The following is a 20,661-nucleotide window of genomic DNA, read 5'->3' as shown; positions in this document are numbered from 1 at the left end:
TTGAAGTATTCGGTTGTTGTCTCTCAGACCTCCATCCGGATCAGCTGTGCTGATCAGATGATGATCTTCGAACGGAGCCCCGAATCAGCTGCGCTGATCGAGTGCTCTGCTGTTCTTTCCAGAGCTCTTCCTTCGATCGCCTTCGGTGATCCAGAGCCCTTCATCACGAGTCCCGCATCAGCTCTGCTGATCTGACTCGCTTTTCACATGCCCTGCGTCTTACCTGCGGGTCTCCCCCAGCCGGAACCAGGGGTGTCGCGTAACTGAGCCTCGATCTGATCCGCACCTGCCACATCCCCGATCTCCCTGGCGTACCAGTACCGGGATTCGAGCCCGACGACGTTGAGCGCGCGCTCCCCCGTCATCCAACGAAGGATTCTGGTCGTGGACCAGACGATTCCTCCGAGGACCAGGAGGGCGATGATGACGGTTCCCATGGCGCGACCCTCCTTTTTGAGTTGGTACGGGCTCACAACCGGAGCCGTTGGCGAACGATGTCCATGAGGCTCGGGTCGGGATCGCGACCTGCCACCTGCTGCAGCTGCATCCAGCCGAGAAGGTTCTGCGTGTCCTGCGCTTCAAGCTGGCGTCGCTCGACCTCAAGGCGCTCTTCGCCGAGGGCGATCAGCTTGCGGTTGCTCTCTTCGAGCTTTCCGAGGTGCTCGCGGATGGAACCAAGGCGCGCAATTATCTGGGGTTCGAGAGCCATCAGAGTGTCACCTCGACTTCGTAGGCCGTGGAGGAGAACGGCCCGACTACGACAGACCCGACGATTCGGGCCAGCCTTGCTTGTTGGAGGCTCTCGGCAAGTCCCGCGTGCTCGGACCAGTCCTTGACATAGACGTGGCCGGGAGCAGGGACGAGTCCGTACGCCTCAAGGTTCACCGAGACGCGCTCCGGGCCTTCTTCGGTCATCAGCATCAGAGCGCGGCGTTCGTCGTCGTGGTGCAGCGATCCATTGAGTGTGATCGCGCTGAACTCGATGGTGATGCCGTGCTTGACGACGGGTGCTGGTGAGCTGGTCTTGTTCATGGTCTTCTCGCTTTCGGGATTGCCTGGTGGGTCCGACGTGGTGACCCCCGAGCCGCCGTGGCTTTTACCGGGCTGCTGTCGTTGCACGTGACTGGGTTGGGTGCAAAGAGCGTCTGGCGCATCATGCGGCGGACCGGGGGTTGTTCGTGGTGCGGCTCTGGGCCGCTGGAGGTCTTGCTCCAGACCCGATGGGGGCCAGGGCTGGATGAGGTCTGTTCAGATCCCCTGCACAGCCCAGTCGTAGACCTCGCGGGGACCTTGTAGAGCCTCCGTGGAGCCCTCGGCGAGATGGAGAGCCGGACGCCGCGTGGGCTGTTCGACGGTATTTTCGAGGGCGAGTGTGACCTCAGCAGAAGCTGTCCGGCGCTTCAGGCTCGTTCGGTGGTGCTCGGCCATGAGCCACACGAGGCACAGAATGGCGAGTATGACCAGGGCGAGGAACGCCCAGCTCTGGGCAGGTGTCATGGGGAGCACGGGAAGGTCCCTTCGTAGATTGGATGTCGACCAGGACCCGACGCAGCCCCGCTGCGTGAGAGATCCAGCGCTATCTCCGTCGGTCCGCCGACGGGTCGCCCTTGACCCCTACGTCACGAAACCTGCAGAAAAGCAGCGCCACAGGTGATTCCCACCTGTTCAAGAAGCCAGGTGGGCCAGGGTGTGCCCGCAGACCAGATACGCGACGTCATACAGCGGCCCGGGCCCCCAGTCGGGATCCCAGTCAGGGGGCAGCGGCAGCGGCTCGATGGATCGGTCGGCGACGTCCTGTGGCATGCCGGGCTCGGCGGCTGCGTCGATGTCGCGGGAGCAGTCCTCGCACCACTCTTGTTCAGGCGAGAGCATGGAGAGGTTCCGGTCCCTGATCTGCTGTGCGATCGCGCGGGCATCTTCGTCCAGCGCGGAGCCGGAGAGCATGTCGTGAACAGTGCGGGTGAGGGTCACGATGGAGGATTCTGCGGGGTCCGGTGTCATGAGCGGCGCACCTCCTGGCGGCAGAGCTGGAACTGATCGTGTTTCCTGCCATGGCGGCATTTCGAGATGCCGTCGGCGTATTGGACGTTGTTCAGTGGATGCGGGATGAGGTTCTTCTCCGTCAGCTCGCGGATCTCCGGATCACGTGTGCGCTGGTCGGCGTTATAGAGGTCAGAGAGGGTGGGCATGGGGATCGACGATCCTTCCGGGTCCTTCGTGATGGGATTGCGGTATGGGCAGAGGGCCTAGTCAAAGGCCAGCTGTGTTGCCCGGGACCAGCTGCGCATCCGGAAGCGGATGGTTGTCGCCGGCGGGGCATCGGACTGCGGGCAGTCGGCGTCCGTCCGCCAGGCCTCGTAGGCAGCGACCGTGGTGGAACCTGTGCATCGCTGGCAGTTTCTCAGCGCCTCGAGTATCGCCGGCTCGGTCCACTTCGTCGTCGCGCCCTGTAAGTGCCGGGGCTGCTCGATGGACGTCAAGCCGGCGGTTTCGAGCGCGCGGGACCAGGAGCCAAATCTGCGTTCGTAGAGCTGCGACGTGGGGTCCGAACTGTGGCGGCGCTGATCGAAGGTTCGGCGGCCAATGGTCGGCTCGTTCAGTGCCAGCCGACGCAGCGCGTTGAGCAGCTGACGGTCGGTATAGACGACCGGGCCGGGTTTGGTCGGGGCCGGGACGTGGTGCTGGAGGCTGGTCATCGCACTTCGCCCTCCTCCGGCTGGACCTTTTTGATTTTGCGGACGTACTTGACGCGGCCGCGGTACTGTCGGCCGTCGAGGGCTGTGATCACGCCGGTGGTCCACTTTGAATAAAGCGGCGTCGGCGGGCAGAGCACCTGGTCCCCGACCGCCACGGGGAAGTTGCAGCCGTAAACCAGCTCACGGGTGCGCTGGTGTCCGTACTTCTCCAGGTGCGGCAGGTCAAGCAGTACGGTGATCCTGTTCTCGGGTACAGCGCGTTTGTCGATGACGGTCAAGGTCAGGTTGCCGACGATGGCATCGAAGGTCTGGTCGGCCTCAAGGTGAGCCAGGGGATGTTCGATGGTGATGTCCATGACGCCGACCTCTTTCTTTCGCGGGCGGGGTCTGTGTTGGTTCGGGAGTTGGGCCATTGACCCGCCAAAACCCCACGGCCCCGGGAGACGCGAACAAGACGCGTCGATAATTCCTCCGGATCAACTTCGTTGATCCCAACTACCCCAGTGCCACGTGAAGTCCATGGGTTCCCGGCGCACAGGAGCGCAGCTCCCCGCGCCCCTCATTCCGAATGGATTCCACCCATCATTGGTACTGATCACTCATAGGTCATTGATACATCAGTCCGATAGAATGATGTCGTAGATGAGTCGGATACGAGCAGAAAGACGTCCCACAGGGGACGCGCACCTAACAGGAGAGAGCAAAGCGATGAAGACCCGGATAATGACGAAGACGGCGATCCCGGCCGCCGCGCTGGCAGCATTGGGCGTCCTGCTGGCCGGCTGCTCGGGCGGAGATGATAACGCACAGCCCTCGCCCAGCCCGAGCGTCAGCGCGGTCGAGGTGAGCGACCAGGACCTGGGCAAGGCGCTGGACCGGCTCGTCTTCCAGGGCACGGGGACAAAGAGCGCCGACGGCGGCACGTGTCTTGTTGCTGCCGTGAAGGGTAAGGGCATCTCGAACCCGGGTCTGGCCTACATCGTCGAGCAAAACAGCGACGACATCGGTGCTGTAGCCGAGGGCCTGCGAAAGGTCAGTTCGATGGATGCGGCCGTCCTGCTCTCCCCCGAGCTGGGCGACGGCTTCGACGCGTGTGTTGACGCGGTCATCCCTCCCGGGGGCGGCGATCAGACGTATGAGTCGCCCAAGCCTGCTGAGGAGGTGAAGGAGGCCGCGCCGAACCTCACGCCGAAGTTTGAGATCAAGGAGGGTCGAACCATCAATTCGGCATCGGAGCTGACAGACGGGTTGGTCTCGATGTTCTCCTCTTACGCCCGGGACGAGGAACAGACGAAGACCTATGCGGCGACAGGTGAATGCCTGGCCGGTGTCGCATTCAACGCCGGGTTCTCACAGGCTACGCTGCGCTTCCTGGCCGGCGGAGCGCCCATCGGCAGCGGGGCGATTGCGGACTACCTGCCGAAAATCGAGGACAAGCAGATCTGGGAATCGAAGGATTTCACCACGGTCCTCGTGGACTGCACGACCAACGTAACGGGCGATAAGCGTAAGGACGGCAAAGCCTGAAATTGACATGCACCCATCTGCAGACGCCGCGATGGTTATGGTCTGAAATATGAAAACGACCCCGGGAAGCTGCGGCTTCCCGGGGTCATCTCTTTTTTCTCTGGTCCAGCGGATCAGAGCGGTGCAGGGAACTCCCTGCGGGCTGCTGTTTTTAGTGCATCGGCGAAACGGATGTTGACGGGGTCCGTCGTGTCGAACCAGGTCACAGCCTCGAGCTCTTCGACGTTCTTCACGAAGAAGTGCTGCCAGTCATTTCCCAGCACCTCGGCATCCGCCGGATTCGCGTATCCGATGGCGTCACCCTTGATGGGAACCGGTTCACTACCAAAAAAGTCCAGCGTCGACCACAGACGATGCCGGCCGTTCTGCAGAGGTTCGAACCATGGATCCATGCGCACGGGTTCGGCCGCGCTGAACCACTTTTGGACGATCTTCTTCTCGGTCTTGGTCAGGTCGCCTGCGTCAATCCGGACCCACCCGTGACCAATGTCACCGTCGTCAGATTCCCATTCAGCGGCCGCCAGGGCCTGTGAAACCTGGATGACAGCCTGCGCAATGAGATTCCAGCGCTGCTTGTCACGGTCATCCCATCGCTGCCGTCCGTCGTCGACGTCCGGGTCGACGGGTACGAACTTTCGGACCTGCCCGGCGTCTGCGCGCCACCAGAAGTTGGGCTCGGAAATGGAAATGGCAATGTCAGTCATGATCCCCCTCGTGCTGTATTTGCCGGACGGAAGTTGTCCGCCGGTGTTCTTCCAGCTTTGCATGCAGCTCTGACGGAAATATCTATGCCACGGCGGCAAACGGCGTATCCGGGGGCAGGAAGATGCTGTTGACTACATGTCCCGGTCCGGTACGCGGATGTTGATCGCCCGGGATCCCTCGGGGATCTTGGCCTGCGCGGCGGCCAGCGCGGTGTAGTAGTCCGCATCTGTGGCACTGATGCGGGATAATTCACCCTCGGTATTTTCAACGGTCAATACAACTTCCATGGATTTGAGCATAAGGCTCGTGCGGCTGTCGTCAGGCCACAGCGACCGGCAGTTCGTCCCAGTGCGTCGTGCAGCGCTTGGAGAGCATGGCCCGCTTCATCTCCCAACCGGGAGGAGTCTTCAGGCCACCGCGACCAACGCCGACTGATTGCGGGCCGAGCTTCCTGGTGATCTCGTCGAGTACGTCGCCTATTCCCCGGTCGTCGAATTCGGACTGGAACACAGGCAGGAACTGAATCCCGTCAGCTGCACTCAGTCCGGTGAGCACGACCCCTGCACGGGCGTAGCGGATACCTGGAGTGGGAAACAGATCCGGCAGGATTACACAGGCAGCTTTCGTGAGCGCGATGGGGTCATCGGTCGGGACAAGCAATGGAACAGACCGGTGTGCTGAATGCGGTACGGTCCCTTCGTCGGCCCAACCGGTTGAAGCCCACACTGAGAGGACGCCGGCGACGGAACCCTGGGCCCGCAGCCGTGCCGAAACCCGCTGGGCGTAGATCGAGAGCACCTGGTGCATCTCGTCGGGGTCCGTGAGCTTGCGCGAGAAGCTCCTGGAGTAGATCAGCTGGTCTTTGGCCGTCGGCGGCTGGGTCTCCAGTTCAATACATTTTTGTCCGCGCAGTTCCAGGATGGTGCGCTCCATGACCACGGAGAACCGCTTGCGGAGCCACTTCGCATCAGCGTCGCGCAGTTCTTTGGCTGTATGGATGCCGAGTGCAGCAAGGCGCTTACTGTTGCGTCCGGCCACGCCCCAAAGGTCTGTGACATGGAGGGAGTCGAGGATTCGGCTCAGTTGCTCTTCAGGGAAGCGCCGGAGGTCAAGCACGCCATTGAATGCGGGGTTTTTCTTGATGCCGAGAGCCGCGACCTTGGCGAGGGTCTTCGTGGGGCCGATCGCGACCCGGACAGGGATGCCGGTCAGCTGGAGGACAGCCTGTCGGATCTCCTGGCCCAGCGGCTCGAGTTCTTCAGGAGTGCCCCGCAGCTTCAGCCAGCTTTCGTCAATCGAATACACTTCCTGCCACGCACTGAAGCGGCCCAGGATCGTGGCAACCCGGGAGCTCAGCGAACCGTAGAGCTCATAGTTCGATGACCTGGCCTGAACGTCATTGGCTTGGCACCAGGCACGGATCTTGAACCATGGTTTCCCCATAATTTCCGGGTCCAGTGCCTTTACCAGCGGGCATGCAGCGACCACACATCCGTCGTTGTTCGACAAGACAAGGGTCGGCCGGTCATGCAGCGTTGGATCGAAGACCCTCTCGGCGTTGGCGTAAAAGGAGACGCAGTCCACGAGAGCAATTTGGTCCGGTGCTGGTGTGAGAGTAGTAGTCATTGCCACGGCCGGAGACTATCGGAGAGGTCTGACACCGCGTCTGATCGTCGGACGGGACAGAATCCATGTGACCACACCCCAGACAGACATCTCCGTATGTTCGTGAAGAACGATGTCTGCATAGTCGCGGTTCTCGGCCACGAGAACGGTACGACCCTGGATGACATCGAGTCGCTTGACGGTGTAGTCGCCGTCGACGATAGCGACGACGATCCTTCCCGGGGCAGGATTGATCCCCCGGTCAACGAGCAACAAGTCCCCGTCGTTGATTCCGGCTCCTGTCATCGAATGGCCGGCTGCTTTCCAAACGAATGTGGAGGCCGGGTCCCGGATCAGGTGTTTGATGAGATCAAGGTCTCCGGACCAATATCCCTCTGCAGGGCTGGGAAAGCCGCAAGCGACCGCTTCCGGCGCGAGCGGGAGTATCAGCGGCCCGTCGAGCGCCAAAGGTTCTGGCTGCGAAGCCTGCATATCCACTTCCTATTCGAACGTATGTTCGATAGTAGATCGTACGCCCGGACGGAGACGGCACACAACGCCAGCGGGAATCCAGGCCACCGAGGTGGCGCTTGGGCGGCAACCCGAAGGGCTTCGAATCCGGACAGTAGGCAGAAAAAGGCCCCGGTGCGCTTTACGCGCGCCGGGGCCTCCTTTTTTCGCATGGATGGATATGCGAATCATGTTTGGCGGCCCTGGCTCTGGGGTCGAGAAGCCAAGGCCGCCTGGGTGCACACGATCAGACGCTGATCGGGTGGTGTGGATGACTCTACCCTCATGAATGGTCCATTCGCAAAGATCACTCATGCCGACATTGTCGCCTCTCGTGACAGCGAGTCGAATGGCATAGAATGGACTCATACATCAGTCGAATACGACAGAAGAGGTGAGACATGGCCGTCGTCCAGGAGTCAAAGTTGGCTGCTCGATCCGGTATTGCCCGACCATCCGGGGGCGGGCCGGGCGTCGATCATAACGGCAACGACCGCCGGGAGCGGGTCTTCACTCGTTTGTCGAGGGACGAGAAGCAGCGGGCCGAGTACTGGGCTGACCGGCGCGAGTACGACTCGGTCAACGAGTATATTGCTGAGGCAGTGGCCGAGAAGATCGAACGTGAGAATCTCGACTTCGACATCCCGGACATTCTCACCGCCCGCATCAACCAGGTCATTGACGAGCTCAAGGCCGTCTCGACGAACACCGCGAATTTGGAGCGGGTTGTCACCATGGGCTTCGACTCCCTCATCGGCTTGACCCGCGGCGACAACTACCTGCTCGATGAAGAGAATGGGGAACTGACGTGAGCCAGGACCTGAACGAAATCATGCCCTCGACCGATGAACGCATGGACATCGATACGTCATTCCTTGACGCCTATCGCACCGGCGGCAGCGATGGTCTGAAGAAGGCCCAGGCCAGGGCGCTCGATCAGGAGGAGTCCGGTAAGGACCTTCACCCGGATCCTGACGCTGCTTCCGGTGATCTCGAGCGCGAAGGATCGTCCACACAACACGGGGGCTCCGGTTCATCCGGCGCAACCGGGACAGCTGCGTCCCAGCCGGGTGAGGCAGCAGCATCAGGGGCAGCAGCCCCTCAGGCGCACGATGATGCGGAGGATCTCTCCGACGCGACCGACGTGCTCGCTCCCCCGATGCCTCCGCATGCGGAGGCGAACCTCACACCCCCGGTCCCTCCGCATGCGGAGGCGAACCTCACACCCCCGGTCCCGCTCCAGCACACCGACCATCAGGAGGCCGTTCAGAGCGCGGCGGCGAGAGGTGGTTCGGACGGAGGGGACGAAGGCGACAGCGTGACGCTCCCCCAGACTGGATTCCGTCTCTCCGGTGTCAAAAGCCAGCCGGCAGTCCGGGCTTTGCCCGAGGTCCTGGTCGGCACACTGCGCGAGCAACTGCGCTCGGCGGCTGTTCGGGAGTTTGGCGCAAGCGATGCGGCCGCCAGGGAGTTCACCGAGCGTCTGAGCCAGGCAAGTCTGGTCACGGCCTTCCTGCTGGCTCAACTGGACCTCGGCTTGGACGTCGACGCGGCTACGCGCCGGGCGGCGCAGCTGTTCCGGTCAAGAGATCCGTTGCTGGGCAGCATCGCGGCCCGCATGGAGAACCTCGAACGGCGTGAGCGCGAGCGGAACGAGGGTCTGGCGGGTCTGCGCGAGCAGGTGGGCGAAGTGAAGGACGCCAGTGCCGCTATCGAGCAGGCGCTTGCTTATTCGATTGCGGACCGCACGAGCAATTTTCTGCGCGGCTCACACAACATCCATGACGCCCCGATCATCCACAAGGATGCGCTCTTCGTACGCGACAAGGTGCGGGAGGAAACGAAGAAACAGGCGAGGATCGAACGGGAGCGTGAAGGGCGGCCGATCAGGTGAGTAGTGGTATTCAGGCTCGTATGAGCGCAGATGCCGAGCGGTTCTGGGCGAAAGTCGACAAGGAAGCCGGGGCCCAGGACGGCACCGGCTGCTGGCTCTGGTCCGCGTCAGGCCGCTTCGGTCTGGCGCACGGGCGGTCCTCGGTCACGCCTCGCCGCTTCTCGTGGGCGGCGCTTCAGGAGGATCTGGGTCTTGAGCCGCTGACACAGGATCAGATCCTGCGCATGAGCTGTAGCCGGAGCGACTGCGTGAATCCGGAGCATATGGAGATGGCCTCGAAGCCATTGCGCCGGCCGGGCAGCACGAGCTGCGCCCGTGGGCACGCGATGAATGAGGAGAACGGCTATTGGGCCAAGGACGGCACCTGGGTCTGTCGACCATGCAAGCGCGACCATTTTCGCCGGTACCGCCAGGATCCCGGATTCCTGGCGAAGCAGTCTGCGGCCAGCGCCCGGTACATCGCCGCCGATCCGCAACGGGCCGAGCACAAGAGGCAGCGCCAGCTGCAGCGGTACCGGGATGACCCGGAATACCGCACAAGGATCAAGGCCGCAGCCCGCGCGAGGCGTGAGCGTTTGAAGGCAGAAGCTGACAGGACGAAGAACAAGAAGGAGAGCAAGGGTGGCTGAGACTCTGTTCCGAAGAGGCAGCGGTGCAAGGGGTGCGGCAAGGGACTGGGGCTTCGTCCCCAGGATCAGGTGCTGCTCGGCTTGTTCTGTGCACCGAAGTGCGCCGGGATGGCGAATCCTGCCGCCCGGCCTCAGGACGCTCCGCGCGAGTGCATGACGGTCCGCGACGGCAGGGAGGTTTTCAAGCGGCGCTATCGCAGCGAGTCAGAGATCCCGGACAGGCTGCGCGGAGACCCTTCGACGAGCTGGTACTCCTGCGGACACTGCGGGCACCTTCATATCGGCCATACAAGGATGGGGACCACCGAGAAGTTCCGGATGTTCGAGGACCTTGGGGAGGATCTTCCGGACCTGCTGGTCAAGCTCCGCGGGAAAGCGACACACAAGCAAGTCGCCGAGGTCGCAGGAATCCGGCCGATCCGGCTCAAAGAGCTGGAGACGGGTATTGACCATCACGAGGGCCTGAGGACACTGGGCAAGGTGCTCAAGGTCTATCGCGTCCGACTCGGCGTGGCACTGCCGGCCGGGCGCTGAATCTTCGCGGCATGGGCATCCCCGAGGACTGGGCCGATGATCCCTTCTGGAGCCGACACCTGAACTAAGCGTTCAGCAGCGCTCAAGACTGACTGACGAGTCGACCTTCCTTCATGTCGTCGCGCAGCTGAGAGAGCATGTACCAGTGCGGGCCTTTGGGCTTGAGGGAGATGTGGTACTGGTGTTCCTCGCCGTCCTCGTCCCAGTCAAGGACCATCTCCGGGCGCTTCAGCAACCCTTGGTATTCGTCTACGTCGGCACGGATCTCGACGCGCACGCGTTCGTCTCCCGGCGGCACCAGCAGGACCGCGACATCGCCTTCGTAGCTCAGTGCGACCTCCTGGGCAAGGAGTCGGCGCACATCTGCAGTAGTGATCTCCCCGCGGGTGACGTCAAAGACATTCTTGCCGTGCGTGGTGGTCTCCCAGGCGTCGATGCACTCGATCAGCAGAGCGCTGGCCTGCGCAATACGGATGACGTCTGCCTCGTCCGGGGGCCAGCTTCCTTCCTGCATGTCCACGAGCATGCTGCGGAAGTCCTGGGGCGAGCGTAGGAAAGTCTGGTCGAGGGCCATGGTTCGTACTCCTGGGGTCGGGCGAGGGCGTAAGGCCCTTTAAACGTTACCCCTGTTCAGGGACGTACAGCAGGAGCAAATCCCGGTTCGCAACACGTGCCGGCATCGCTGACTTCCGTTTTGACAGACGCTCATCCGACTCGTCTTTGACTCGCCATTCGATAAGTCACTCGATAGACTTATGACTGATTTACGAGTAATCAACGAGAAGGAGTCATGATGGTTGTCGGAATCCTTACGGAGAAGCCGAGCGCGGCGCGGCACTTCGCTGCGGCCCTTGGCGGAACGAGCGGCACGTACAACGGGGAGCAGTTCGTGATCGCCCATGCACGGGGGCATCTGTACGAATTCGTTGATCCACACAAGATGGTCGGCGACCCGGGTCTGGCGGATAAGTACCGGCCTTGGGATCTGGGTAATCTGCCGTGGAATCCGGACGACCTCGACTGGAAGCTCGAGGTGATCAAGGATGCAGGCTCGGTCGCACAGGACGTCAAGCGCACATTGGCCAAATGCGACGAGATCGTGATCGCCACCGACGTCGATCCCACGGGCGAGGGCGGCATGATTGCGGTGAACGCCTTCCTCGAGCTGGGCCTCAGAGCGAAGACCTGGTCGCGCATGTACTTCACGGACGAGGCCGCCGCTTCACTGCAGAAGGCGTTTGCAGCCCGCAAGACGATCCCGTCGCTGTTGGACTTCGATGAGTACAAGAAGGCGCGCTACCGCTCCCAGTTTGATTTGCTCTCCATGCAGTTCACGCGCATTGCCACGAACATGGCCCGTCAATCGGGACAGAACACCGTGTTGCGGCAGGGGCGACTCAAGAGCGCGATGGTCAAGCTGGTCGGAGACCAGCTGAAGGAGTACAACGACTACGTCAAGAAGCCGTTCTTCCAGAACCGTTTTCGCGATGAGAACGACGTGATGTACACGAACCAGGAGGAGCCGCGGTTCGACAAGAAGGACCAGGTGCCGAATCAGTACGGCCCCTCCCCCGTGGTGCTCGACGGCAAGGCGAAAAAGCAGACTGCTCCGCCGAAGCTGCTGGACCTGGCGGCGCTGTCCTCATTGCTGGTCGGCAAGGGCATCAAGGCCCAGCTGGTGCTTTCGACGTACCAGAAGATGTATGAGGCGCAGGTCGTGAGCTACCCGCGCACTGAGGATAAGACGATCACCCCCGAGCAATTCAATGAGCTCGCGCCTCTCGTGGACAGGATCGCCGGGGTGGTGGGCGTGGACATGAAGCTGCTTACGCACCGCGGGCCGCGGAAGACGCACGTGAAGCCGCAAGGCGCGCACGGTGCGAACCGGCCGGGCCCGAAGGTGCCTTCCTCGCTGGACGACGTCGAGCAGCGCTTCGGCAAAGCCGGCCGTCTGATCTACGAAACCCTGGGCAAGAACTACCTGGCGATGGTGGCCGAGGACTATATCTACGAGCAGCAGAAGGGTCACGTCGAGGAGTATCCGGACTTCGCGGGCATCGCAAACGTCCCGCTCTCTGCGGGTTGGAAGGCAGTCTTCGATCCGGACGCAGGTGACGACTCGGCCGAGGGTGATGAGAATGAGTCGGCGAAAGGCCTGGGAACCAACGCGGAGCCGTTCGTCTTCGAGGGGGCAAACAAGCGTGCCGAGCACCCGAGCATGAAGTGGCTGATGAAGCAGCTGGAGAAGCGTGACGTGGGCACCGGTGCAACGCGCACCAGCACCTACTCCGAGGTCACCAACACCAAGACGAAGTACCCGCTGTTGGTCGAGAAGGGACGCAAGCTCACTCTCGCCGAGGCCGGGGACATGAGCTGGCGACTCCTCCCGGGCACTCGGATCGGCGACCTTGCACTGACCGAAAAGGTCTACGCGGACATGAAGGACATCGCCGCCGGGACGGCGACGGCTGAGGAACGCCTCGCAGTCGTCGCCGGATGGGTACGCGAGGACATCGCCACGATGCAGAAGAACGTCGCCGTGATGCGCTCCGAGCTCGGATTGAAGGAGGAGGCTGTCGTCCAGAAGGAGCGCGCACAGGGTACCTGGTCGAAAACCGGCAAATCAGTGGTCTTTGCTCGCGAATGGGGCGGCCACCGTTTCTCCGATGATGAAGTCGTCAAGCTGCTGTCCGGAGAGACGATCGAGTTCTCAGCCACCAGCAGCACAGGGAGCAGCTACGAGGTCTTCGGCGTACTCGGCGAGGGCACGTTCAAGGGGCGGAAGTTCGTCGGGTTCCAGAAGCAGGGGTTCGGCCGCCGCGACGCGAACGGCAACGCCCTGCCGCCTGCGTCCTGGTGCCAGTACACCTTCACGCAGGACGAGATCGACCGGCTGATGGCCGGCGAGGGCGTTGAGTCCAGCGACTTCGTTTCGCAAAAGGGCAACCGGTTCCAGTGCAAGGTCTTCTTCAAGGAGGAGAAGAAGGGCGGCGGTAAGAAGATCGTCCCTGATTTCGAGGCCTCCCTGGACACACCGCCGAAGAGCTGGTGTGGTGTGGCGTTCACTGATGACCAGCTCGCAGCACTGGCCGCGGGTAAGACGATCAAGGGTAAGGGCTTCACTTCGAGTAAGGGTAAGAAGTTTGACGCAACCTTGGCATGGAAGGACGAGGGCGGGAAGAGGAAGCTCGTCCCATCGTTCAGCTGATTCTCTGCGAAGGATCCAATCGACTGGTCATTGAGTAATCATTCAATAGATGCTCGGATAGTCTGATACTGCGCAATCTAGCGGAAAAGTGGCACCGCCCAATAACCCCGGACCGCGAGTCCCCGGTTATTGGGCGGTGCCATTCGTGTGTCAGTAGTAATCGATTCGACTGGTCACTCTAAGGTAGAGTAGTCATGTATCCCTCGTCTATGAGGGCATTCGGACAGGGGCGGACAAATCCGCGGGTAGCAGGGAGAGATTCATGGCCAAGACGTCGTACAAGGTGCCGACGAGCCTCAACCGGTCGTTCCTTGACCACGAGATCACGCTGAGCAAGGGCGGCTGGGCGGCGAAACCCTCCCCCATCAAGCAGCTGCTCTTCTTCGGCGGCGGTGTGTTGGCGGTGCTGTGGATCACCACGCAGACGTTTGTGGCGAGCTCGGGGCCGATGTTCATCACCTTCTTCGTCATTTGGGCCCTGTTGGCGATCGGCTATTTCGGAGGCATGACGAAGACCAAGGAGCTGCGGGCGATGACTATTCCCGCTCTGCTTGCCTACCTGCCCTCCAGGGCACGGACGGTTTACACCCGTCGCAGCTCTGATCCGAGCGACTTCTACTCGATCGTGGGCATCGACGGAATCGAGGAGGACGGCCGGATCCACTACTCCGACGGGGGTGAGGGCCAGGTCTACCTGGTCGTCGGTTCGGCGTCCTACCTGCTCTTCGACGAGGACCGGATTGGAATCCTGGACAGGGTCGATGCCTTCTGGCGCAAGATCGAGTCGACCTGCGAATGGTCCTTCATCACCACGAAGGAGCCGCAGCGGATCTACCACCAGGTTGCCTCACTTGAGGAGCGGAACCATGTGCTCCAGGTCCGGGACCCGGATCTGATCGAGTTGCAGAACGAGCAGTACGACATTCTCACTCAACATGTCGGCGGGAAGTTCACCTCGATACACCAGTACCTGCTGCTCAGGGGAAAGAGCGCGGACGCTCTGCGCAGGGCCCACACGGTGCTGCAGGCCGAGGTCGAGGGGTCGGCGCTGATGATCAAGGAGGCGACGGTCCTCGACCGCGAGGAGACCGAACCCATGCTCCGGGTCTTCTACCAGGGAATTGATGACGAACTGCCCTCTCTCAAAGCATCGCTGAGCTGAGACCGGCCGACTGAGACGAACGACGACAAGGACGAAGGACGACATGGCGCTGATGACAAAGGCCCGGGCGCAGTTGGGTATCCCGGGAAAGAAGAACAAGAACGAGGACACGGCTCCCGCACCGTCCGTCGAAGAACTGGAGGCGGTCCTCGAGGGTGTTCCAGCTGTCGACGAGGAGCAGGCCCAGCCGAAGAAGAACTGGTGGCAGCGCCGCCAGGAAATGAAGAAGCTGAAGGGGCGGTTCGACTCGTATCCGCACCTGCTGGCACTCAAGCCGCGGGAGAAATACCTCTTCCGCTCCGATTACTTTGAGGTCGATGGATCGGTCGGCTGCGTACTCGCGTACTTCCATGATGACGCGGCGCACGACAATTTCGCCGCGTTCTGGGGCATTGACAGGATCCCGGACGGTCTCGACGACCGCGTCACCGCGGTGGTCCTGGAGCAGGTGCGCCGGATGGACGAGAAGTGGGTCGACCAATTCACGAAGCAGTCAGAGAAGCTGGACCGGCTGGACTCGAACGAGCAGGCGGAGACGGGCACGACTTCCTCGAAGCGAAAGGCCGCGAAGGTTTCCTCGGACCTCGAGGTGACCATCGGCGAGATCCAGGACGGCGCGAGCTACCTCTCGGTACACAACCGGCTTTTCCTCAAGGCTCCTGATCTGCAGATCCTGGAGGATTCGATCAACAGGGTCACCCGGCTCTACATCGACCGCTTCGGCACGCTCAAGGCTGAACCGTATGCCGGCGAACAGCGCCAGGAGCTCTCCAGCCTGTTCAAGACCAACGAAAAGAAGCGCGGCAAGGGCTTTCATTACACCTCCACCGAGCTGGCAGGTTCTTACTCACTGGTGACCAACGGGCTCAACGACAAGGGCGGCGAGTACGTCGGTTACATGGTCGGTGACGTCAACAATTCGGCTGTGCTCATGGACGTGAACCGGTATGAGCATCACGTGGTCGTAGCCGATGCGACGCTCAGTGGATATCTGGACCGGCAGCGCGTTTCGAATATGTGGTGCTCGAAGCTCTCGCAGGCCTGCATGCTCGGCAACGGCGCGGTGGTTCACCTGGTCCTCGATGGGGCGAATCTGGACAAGCTGGGGCCGAAGTTCGAGCGGCTGACCTCCCGCGTGGACCTGAACCGTGGCGATGTGAACCCTTTCGAGATGTTCGGCGAAGAGGACGACGAACTTACCGTTTTTGCCGCACAGATGGAGAAGCTCAAGCTGATGTTCGAGCAGCTCTACGAATCGACCGATGGCTCTGTGGCCTCGATCATCCGCACCGCGCTGGAAGACACCGCAACGGATTTCTATGTCGAGCAGGGCATGTGGCGGCACAACGCCAAGGAGCAGCGACGCCGCCTGCGCGTGGTGAACATCCCGCACCAGCAGGTACCGCGGCTGCAGATGTTCGTGTCGTACCTCGACACCGCGCACAAGGCACTGCTGAACTCGGGCAAGACCGACCCTGACCAGCTGCGTGCATACAACGTGCTCAAGGGCATCGCATCGAACATGCTCTCGACGAACGGTGATCTGTTCAACAACCACACTGCTTCGGCGGTCGACGGGATCCGGGATGCCAAGCGCGTGGTCTATGACTTCTCCCGGCTGATGCGTCGCGGCAAGGGTGTGGCCATGGCCCAGCTGGTCAACATCGTCGGTTTCGCGGTCGGCAGATTGGGTCTCGGGGACACCTTGGTAATCCATGGCACTGAGCAGATCGATGACCGGGTGAAGAAGTACCTGCGCGATCAGTTTGATCACATGCACGAGCGTGGCGGCCGTGTGGTCTACAGCTACAACGACGTCGACAAGATGCTTGAGGATTCGGGTTTCAACAAGTTTGACGCTGCGGATTACACGCTCTTCGGCCCGATGCGCGACCGCACGGTGGCGGAGTACCAAAAACAGCTGCACCAGCAGATCCCGCCGGATCTCGCCCAACTCATCACGACCAAGGGCGAGAACCTCACATACCTGCGCCGCGACGTCTCGAATGTCGTTTTCCACCTCGATCTGGCGCTGGGGATCAATCCATACCGCGAGGCCCAGCGCAGGCAGGTGCGGCTCGAGGCGGCCAAAGCCGAGGAGTCGGCCCGGATGGACCAGCTGATGAAGGAGAAGCCGGCCCCGGGAGCGAAGCTCACCAGCGCCCGCCAGAACGTCGAGCCCGAGGAGGGCGGATCCAAGAGTTCAATTCGGGAAGCAGCGAAAAAGAAGAGCCTGAAGAAGACCGGCGAGGCTCCGCAGAAGTTGCGCAAGCCATGAGCGCCATCACGGACAGAGAGGAAAAGATGAACGGGATCACCACGCTTGTGGCGCGGATCCGGGGTGGAGCAGATGCCCGGGGGCCGCTGGCGCGCGTCCTTGCCCTGGCGCTGCTTGTGGCGCTGGTTCTGCCACTGTTGATGACGGTATTCGCGCCAACGGCACACGCAGAAGAGGAGCGCGACAACTACTCGCTGTATAACCTCTCATCCAACGCCGCAAACTACTTTAACAAGGAGAACTCTCCGGACAACGACAATGCGCCCGATGAGCGGATGACCGAGACATGGAGGGAGATCACGGGCAACCCGGCCACCGGTGGCGACATGCTTGGCTACGCCGACCCCGAGTTCAACCTCTTCAACGTCGTCGGATGGCTCTACGCAGAGGCGACGGGTTCCACGCAGACGATCAAGTATGACTCGTTGAGGGTGTCCGGCGGCAACGGCGCGAATGTCTACTCCGGCATGCTCGACTACGCCCACTTCGGCGCGGCGAACGCCGACCTCGGACTGGACACCATGTCCACGGGCGTCGGCGGTCAGATCCTGTCGCTGATCGGTGGCGGAATCATGCTGATCCTCTACTCCCTGGCACTGCTTGTGAGTACGTGCTTCTGGCTCGTCATCCAGCTGCTGAAGGTTGTGAACCCGTTCATGTGGTTCTACCAGGCGGTCAAGGTCACGGCGGATTCGGGCGGGAGCACCTCCAGTTCGCACCAGCAGGAACTGGCGGAAGGGATGACCGGGGGCGACTCCGGAGGAGGCGCACTGGCGGGTCTGCAGCATTGGATCGCAGGTTGGTACAGCTTGCTTCAGTCCATCGCCTGGGAAGCGCTGGTCCCGCTGTTCATCGCCTTCCTGCTCATCGGCCTGGTTCTGTTCAAGAAGATGGATCGCGGTTCCGCGATCAAGAAGCTGGTCATCCGCGTTGTCTTTATTGGCGTAGGTCTGCCGCTGCTGGGCTCCATGTACACCGGCGTCCTCGACAAGTTCGACGACTCGGTATGGGGCTCGCAGGCCGGGCCGACCAGGGTGGTTCTCTCGACCTACGTCGATTTCGACGCTTGGATGATGAATGATCGCCTGGCTGTACCTGAAGGCGCTGTGGTTGCCTGGAACGGCGACCAGGCGAGCAACGACGCGATGATGGGAGTGCGCACGAGCGCCCTGGCCATCAACCGTCAGGCGCATGGCTCCCTGTTCTCCAGCATCAATGTCGGGACGAAGCCCGGAGACGCCGGCTCGGCATGGCGTGATGGCAGCGCGTCCTACGGCCGCCCCGACGGCTGCACGATCGGTTCGGACGGTAAGGAATCGGCTCAGTGCAACGTCGACCAGGATGCGGCAGCAATCGGTGCAACGTACGGGATGCTCGGCCGCTACATTGTCGGCGAAAAGGCCTCGGCCTCGGATTTCGAGTCGTCGATCAAGAGCTCGATCATGGCCCTGGGTGTGGACTCGGATGTCAAGAAGGAATGGTTCATCGACAAGGCGAGTTATGGCGACAGCGAGCGGTTCGGTGACGAGGGTGACTACATCCCGACCAATCACCCGATGCTGGCCGTGAACGGCCCCGGCTTGACCTCGTCAAACCCCGGCGGGGACTCGAAGGTCTTTACCTCGCTGGGCACGAAGCACGGTTGCGGGCTCAGGGTCTGGGAGAATGACGCCCCGGTTTCGTGCAACATGTCGGCGATGTCCGCCTACAACTACCTGAACACAGGCTTCGACGCTTCGTCCATGACCCTGTTCAGTTCCAACAACGTCACCAGCGGACTGACCCGCGAGGACCACATGGCCGTCAGCCAGGTGGGCACCGGACCGGCGAAGTTCATGTACTGGAGCAACGCGGCAACCGTTCTCGGCTCACTCGTCCTGCTTGGCTTCTGGTACGCCATCGGCATGCTGGCCGGTGCGATCAAGCGCACCTTCAGCCTTGTGGCGGCGATTCCGTTCGCCACGATCGGTGCGCTGGCGGCCATCAGCAAGGTGATCGTCTATTCGATCGCGCTGGTTCTCGAGGTACTCGTAACGCTGTTCATCTACCAGTTCGTCTCGGAGCTGCTGATCTCGATCCCTGACATCATCGCCGGACCCGTGTCGGCGCTGATGGCAAAGGATGGCATCTGGGGCAGTGGCATGCTCGGCGGAATCATCGTGGTGGTCCTCACTCTGATCTCCTCACTTCTGGTCATGGGTGTCACGATTGCCCTCCTGCGGGTGCGCAAGGTCGTGCTGCAAGCGATGGACGAAGTGTTCACCAAGCTCGTGGACAAGTTCCTGGAGACGAGCACCGCGCCGAAGCCGGACAAGAGCGGCCTGCTCCCGTTGCTGGCGGCCGGGGCCGGAGCTGGTGCGGGCATGGCCATGGGCAACAAGCTTGCCTCGGGAGTCGGTAGTAAGCTTGGCGGCTCGAAGTCCCCGATGTCCGGCGGCAACCCGGGCGGCGGCAAGACTGCGTCGACGAACGCCGGCGGCCTGAACAGCGACCAGCAGGCACTGCCTGCTGGCAAGGGCGGACTCGCGCTTGCCGGCGGTAGTGATCCGGAAAGCCCGTCGAGCGGCGGCGGGGATGATGGTCCGCGGCCTCTGCCCTCAGGTGGTGGCGGCGACGTCCGCGCATTGCCTTCCGGTAGCGGTTCCGAAGGCCCTGCGGGCTCGAAGGGCCCTGACGGTGGCGACAAGGGCGGTCCTCTGCAGCTGACGAGCGGTAAGCCCGGCAGTTCACGCTCCGATAAGGAGACCGCGCAGAGCCTCAGTGGCAAGGGTGGGCTGTCGAACCTCGGTTACAGCACCGGCAGCCAGCAGGGCTCGCGTGGAACCGCCGAAGGTCAGTCCGGTCGTCCCGGCGCGGGTCAGGGCCAGGGCGGCAACGGCCAGGCCGGTACCGGTGGACAGGGCGCTCAGCGCGCCTCTTCCCGCGGCGGCGAGGTCACTGGTGGTCAGACCAGCTTTGGACTTGGCGGCGGCGTTGTTCAGGGTGCTCCGGGCACGAAGCAGTCGGGTCAGAGCACCGGCGAGGGCAACGGCCGGAACGGTGGAATCCAGGCTGGATCCGAGAGCGCTGTGCGTACCAGTGGCGGCCGCAGCACCAACGGGGCCGACCAGACGGGACCGACCCAGTTCGGCTCCGGTCCGCAGGGCGGGGCTTCGGCTTCCTCGAACCCGGCTCAGCCCGGTTCCAAGGGTGCGCGCTTCTCCGCTGGCACCAGCGGTCCGGCCCAACTGAACCCGGGCCGTGCGGGCACGCCGGCGAATCAGGCCGCTCCGGGCACTCCGGGTGCGGCAGGCACTGCGTCGACCAAGGCTCCGCAGGCAGCCCCCGGTACTCGCTCTGTCTCCCCTGTGCAGGGTTCGACGGTCCAGGGGCAGGCGAACCAGGTGGCACAGCCGATCCAATCAATGGGCGGGCGTCGTGCGGCCGGCCGTTCGGACGTGCAGCAGCCGGACGCAAAGCGTCCGCAGCCGCAGGCTCCGGCTCCGGCTCCGGCTCCGGCTCCACGCCAGGACGGAGGACGGAAGGTCGCCTCGACGACGGCTCCTCGTCCACAGCAGGGCCAGCGTCGGGAACAGGCTGATCGGTCGGTGGCTTCGGGCGCAGCCCCGCAGCCGTCCGCCCCGGTTTCGGCCCCAGCTGGCAATCCGAGGAAGATCCCGACCGTGAACAGCCGTCAGGCTCGCAACGTCAGGGCCCCTCGGACGCCCACCCAGGTGGAGGCTCAGCCGCAGCAGCAGAGTCCGGCGAAGCCGCGTCGTGCGGCGAACCGGGCTCCGAAGCGCACGGACGGTCCGGTCGCGCAGCGTAAGTCCGATGAGTCGAAGGACTGATCGGTAGTTGCCGAAGCCGTGAGAGAGGCGCATCCGGTTATCGCCGGGTGCGCCTCTCTCACCGTCCAGGACAGGCGAAGGAA

General features: G+C 62.5%; 22 protein-coding genes. 9 read left to right on the top strand and 13 right to left on the bottom strand.

The window, feature by feature from the left end; genetic code table 11:
• Window positions 1-203 precede the first annotated feature (203 nt).
• The 8 genes from MU551_RS00855 to MU551_RS00820 form a co-directional block, all read right to left on the bottom strand.
• On the bottom strand, window positions 204-437 hold the full coding sequence (locus MU551_RS00855; RefSeq protein ID WP_247040248.1) for a hypothetical protein: 234 nt from the start codon (window positions 435-437) through the stop codon (window positions 204-206).
• A 32-nt stretch (window positions 438-469) separates the two neighbouring features.
• Window positions 470-709: a hypothetical protein gene (locus MU551_RS00850; protein WP_247040247.1), complete on the bottom strand. Its 240-nt coding sequence runs from the start codon at window positions 707-709 to the stop codon at window positions 470-472.
• Window positions 709-1,032, bottom strand: coding sequence for a hypothetical protein (locus MU551_RS00845; RefSeq protein WP_247040246.1), 324 nt, complete (start codon window positions 1,030-1,032; stop codon window positions 709-711). Before MU551_RS00845 ends, MU551_RS00850 begins: the two co-directional genes overlap by 1 nt.
• A gap of 216 nt (window positions 1,033-1,248) precedes the next feature.
• Window positions 1,249-1,506, bottom strand: a complete 258-nt coding sequence (locus tag MU551_RS00840) for a hypothetical protein (RefSeq protein WP_247040245.1) — start codon at window positions 1,504-1,506, stop codon at window positions 1,249-1,251.
• A 159-nt stretch (window positions 1,507-1,665) separates the two neighbouring features.
• Entirely contained in the window at window positions 1,666-2,001 is a 336-nt protein-coding gene (locus MU551_RS00835) for a hypothetical protein (protein WP_247040244.1), read from the bottom strand.
• Entirely contained in the window at window positions 1,998-2,189 is a 192-nt protein-coding gene (locus MU551_RS00830) for a hypothetical protein (protein ID WP_247040243.1), read from the bottom strand. The genes MU551_RS00835 and MU551_RS00830 overlap by 4 nt, the downstream gene beginning before the upstream one ends.
• Before the next feature lie 57 nt (window positions 2,190-2,246).
• Complete coding sequence (locus MU551_RS00825; RefSeq protein WP_247040242.1) at window positions 2,247-2,696, bottom strand: homing endonuclease associated repeat-containing protein; 450 nt, start codon at window positions 2,694-2,696, stop codon at window positions 2,247-2,249.
• Window positions 2,693-3,052, bottom strand: a complete 360-nt coding sequence (locus MU551_RS00820; RefSeq protein WP_247040241.1) for a hypothetical protein — start codon at window positions 3,050-3,052, stop codon at window positions 2,693-2,695. The genes MU551_RS00825 and MU551_RS00820 overlap by 4 nt, the downstream gene beginning before the upstream one ends.
• A 367-nt stretch (window positions 3,053-3,419) precedes the next feature.
• On the opposite strand from MU551_RS00820, the gene MU551_RS00815 reads away from it, so the two are divergent.
• Window positions 3,420-4,223 carry a hypothetical protein gene (locus tag MU551_RS00815; protein ID WP_247040240.1) on the top strand — a complete coding sequence of 268 codons (804 nt, stop codon included), beginning with the start codon at window positions 3,420-3,422 and terminating at the stop codon, window positions 4,221-4,223.
• Between the two features lie 113 nt (window positions 4,224-4,336).
• Here MU551_RS00815 and MU551_RS00810 read toward each other — a convergent pair whose 3' ends face one another.
• The 4 genes from MU551_RS00810 to MU551_RS00795 all read right to left on the bottom strand — a co-directional run bounded on the left by MU551_RS00810 (window position 4,337) and on the right by MU551_RS00795 (window position 7,025).
• Window positions 4,337-4,927: a hypothetical protein gene (locus MU551_RS00810; protein ID WP_247040239.1), complete on the bottom strand. Its 591-nt coding sequence runs from the start codon at window positions 4,925-4,927 to the stop codon at window positions 4,337-4,339.
• A 132-nt stretch (window positions 4,928-5,059) separates the two neighbouring features.
• Window positions 5,060-5,215, bottom strand: a complete 156-nt coding sequence (locus MU551_RS00805; RefSeq protein WP_247040238.1) for a hypothetical protein — start codon at window positions 5,213-5,215, stop codon at window positions 5,060-5,062.
• Between the two features lie 31 nt (window positions 5,216-5,246).
• On the bottom strand, window positions 5,247-6,554 hold the full coding sequence (locus MU551_RS00800) for a Y-family DNA polymerase (protein WP_247040576.1): 1,308 nt from the start codon (window positions 6,552-6,554) through the stop codon (window positions 5,247-5,249).
• A gap of 15 nt (window positions 6,555-6,569) precedes the next feature.
• The gene (locus MU551_RS00795) at window positions 6,570-7,025 is read right to left on the bottom strand and encodes a LexA family protein (protein WP_247040237.1); all 456 of its coding nucleotides are present in this window, start codon (window positions 7,023-7,025) and stop codon (window positions 6,570-6,572) included.
• Between the two features lie 443 nt (window positions 7,026-7,468).
• Here MU551_RS00795 and MU551_RS00790 point away from each other — a divergent pair, with 443 nt between their 5' ends.
• The 4 genes from MU551_RS00790 (at window position 7,469) to MU551_RS00775 (ending at window position 10,100) form a co-directional block, all read left to right on the top strand.
• Entirely contained in the window at window positions 7,469-7,855 is a 387-nt protein-coding gene (locus tag MU551_RS00790) for a hypothetical protein (RefSeq protein ID WP_247040236.1), read from the top strand.
• Window positions 7,852-8,937 carry a hypothetical protein gene (locus MU551_RS00785; RefSeq protein WP_247040235.1) on the top strand — a complete coding sequence of 362 codons (1,086 nt, stop codon included), beginning with the start codon at window positions 7,852-7,854 and terminating at the stop codon, window positions 8,935-8,937. Before MU551_RS00790 ends, MU551_RS00785 begins: the two co-directional genes overlap by 4 nt.
• A 20-nt stretch (window positions 8,938-8,957) precedes the next feature.
• On the top strand, window positions 8,958-9,566 hold the full coding sequence (locus tag MU551_RS00780; RefSeq protein WP_247040234.1) for a hypothetical protein: 609 nt from the start codon (window positions 8,958-8,960) through the stop codon (window positions 9,564-9,566).
• Between the two features lie 108 nt (window positions 9,567-9,674).
• Window positions 9,675-10,100: a hypothetical protein gene (locus MU551_RS00775; protein ID WP_247040233.1), complete on the top strand. Its 426-nt coding sequence runs from the start codon at window positions 9,675-9,677 to the stop codon at window positions 10,098-10,100.
• 82 nt (window positions 10,101-10,182) lie between these two features.
• Here MU551_RS00775 and MU551_RS00770 read toward each other — a convergent pair whose 3' ends face one another.
• Entirely contained in the window at window positions 10,183-10,674 is a 492-nt protein-coding gene (locus MU551_RS00770) for a hypothetical protein (protein ID WP_247040232.1), read from the bottom strand.
• Window positions 10,675-10,890: 216 nt separating this feature from the next.
• Between MU551_RS00770 and MU551_RS00765 the strand changes: the two genes are divergently transcribed.
• The 4 genes from MU551_RS00765 (at window position 10,891) to MU551_RS00750 (ending at window position 20,578) form a co-directional block, all read left to right on the top strand.
• Window positions 10,891-13,308: a DNA topoisomerase gene (locus tag MU551_RS00765; protein ID WP_247040231.1), complete on the top strand. Its 2,418-nt coding sequence runs from the start codon at window positions 10,891-10,893 to the stop codon at window positions 13,306-13,308.
• Between the two features lie 262 nt (window positions 13,309-13,570).
• Complete coding sequence (locus MU551_RS00760; protein WP_247040230.1) at window positions 13,571-14,470, top strand: hypothetical protein; 900 nt, start codon at window positions 13,571-13,573, stop codon at window positions 14,468-14,470.
• Window positions 14,471-14,513: 43 nt separating this feature from the next.
• The gene (locus MU551_RS00755) at window positions 14,514-16,748 is read left to right on the top strand and encodes a hypothetical protein (protein WP_247040229.1); all 2,235 of its coding nucleotides are present in this window, start codon (window positions 14,514-14,516) and stop codon (window positions 16,746-16,748) included.
• A complete protein-coding gene (locus MU551_RS00750; protein ID WP_247040228.1) occupies window positions 16,745-20,578 on the top strand; it encodes a hypothetical protein in 3,834 nt (1,277 codons plus the stop codon). Before MU551_RS00755 ends, MU551_RS00750 begins: the two co-directional genes overlap by 4 nt.
• The last annotated feature ends 83 nt before the right edge of the window (window positions 20,579-20,661 follow it).

Source organism: Arthrobacter rhizosphaerae (assembly GCF_023062595.1).
Lineage (GTDB): Bacteria > Actinomycetota > Actinomycetes > Actinomycetales > Micrococcaceae > Arthrobacter > Arthrobacter rhizosphaerae.
The sequence above is the reverse complement of the archived record's forward strand: the minus strand, read 5'-3'. Positions and strand labels throughout refer to the sequence as shown.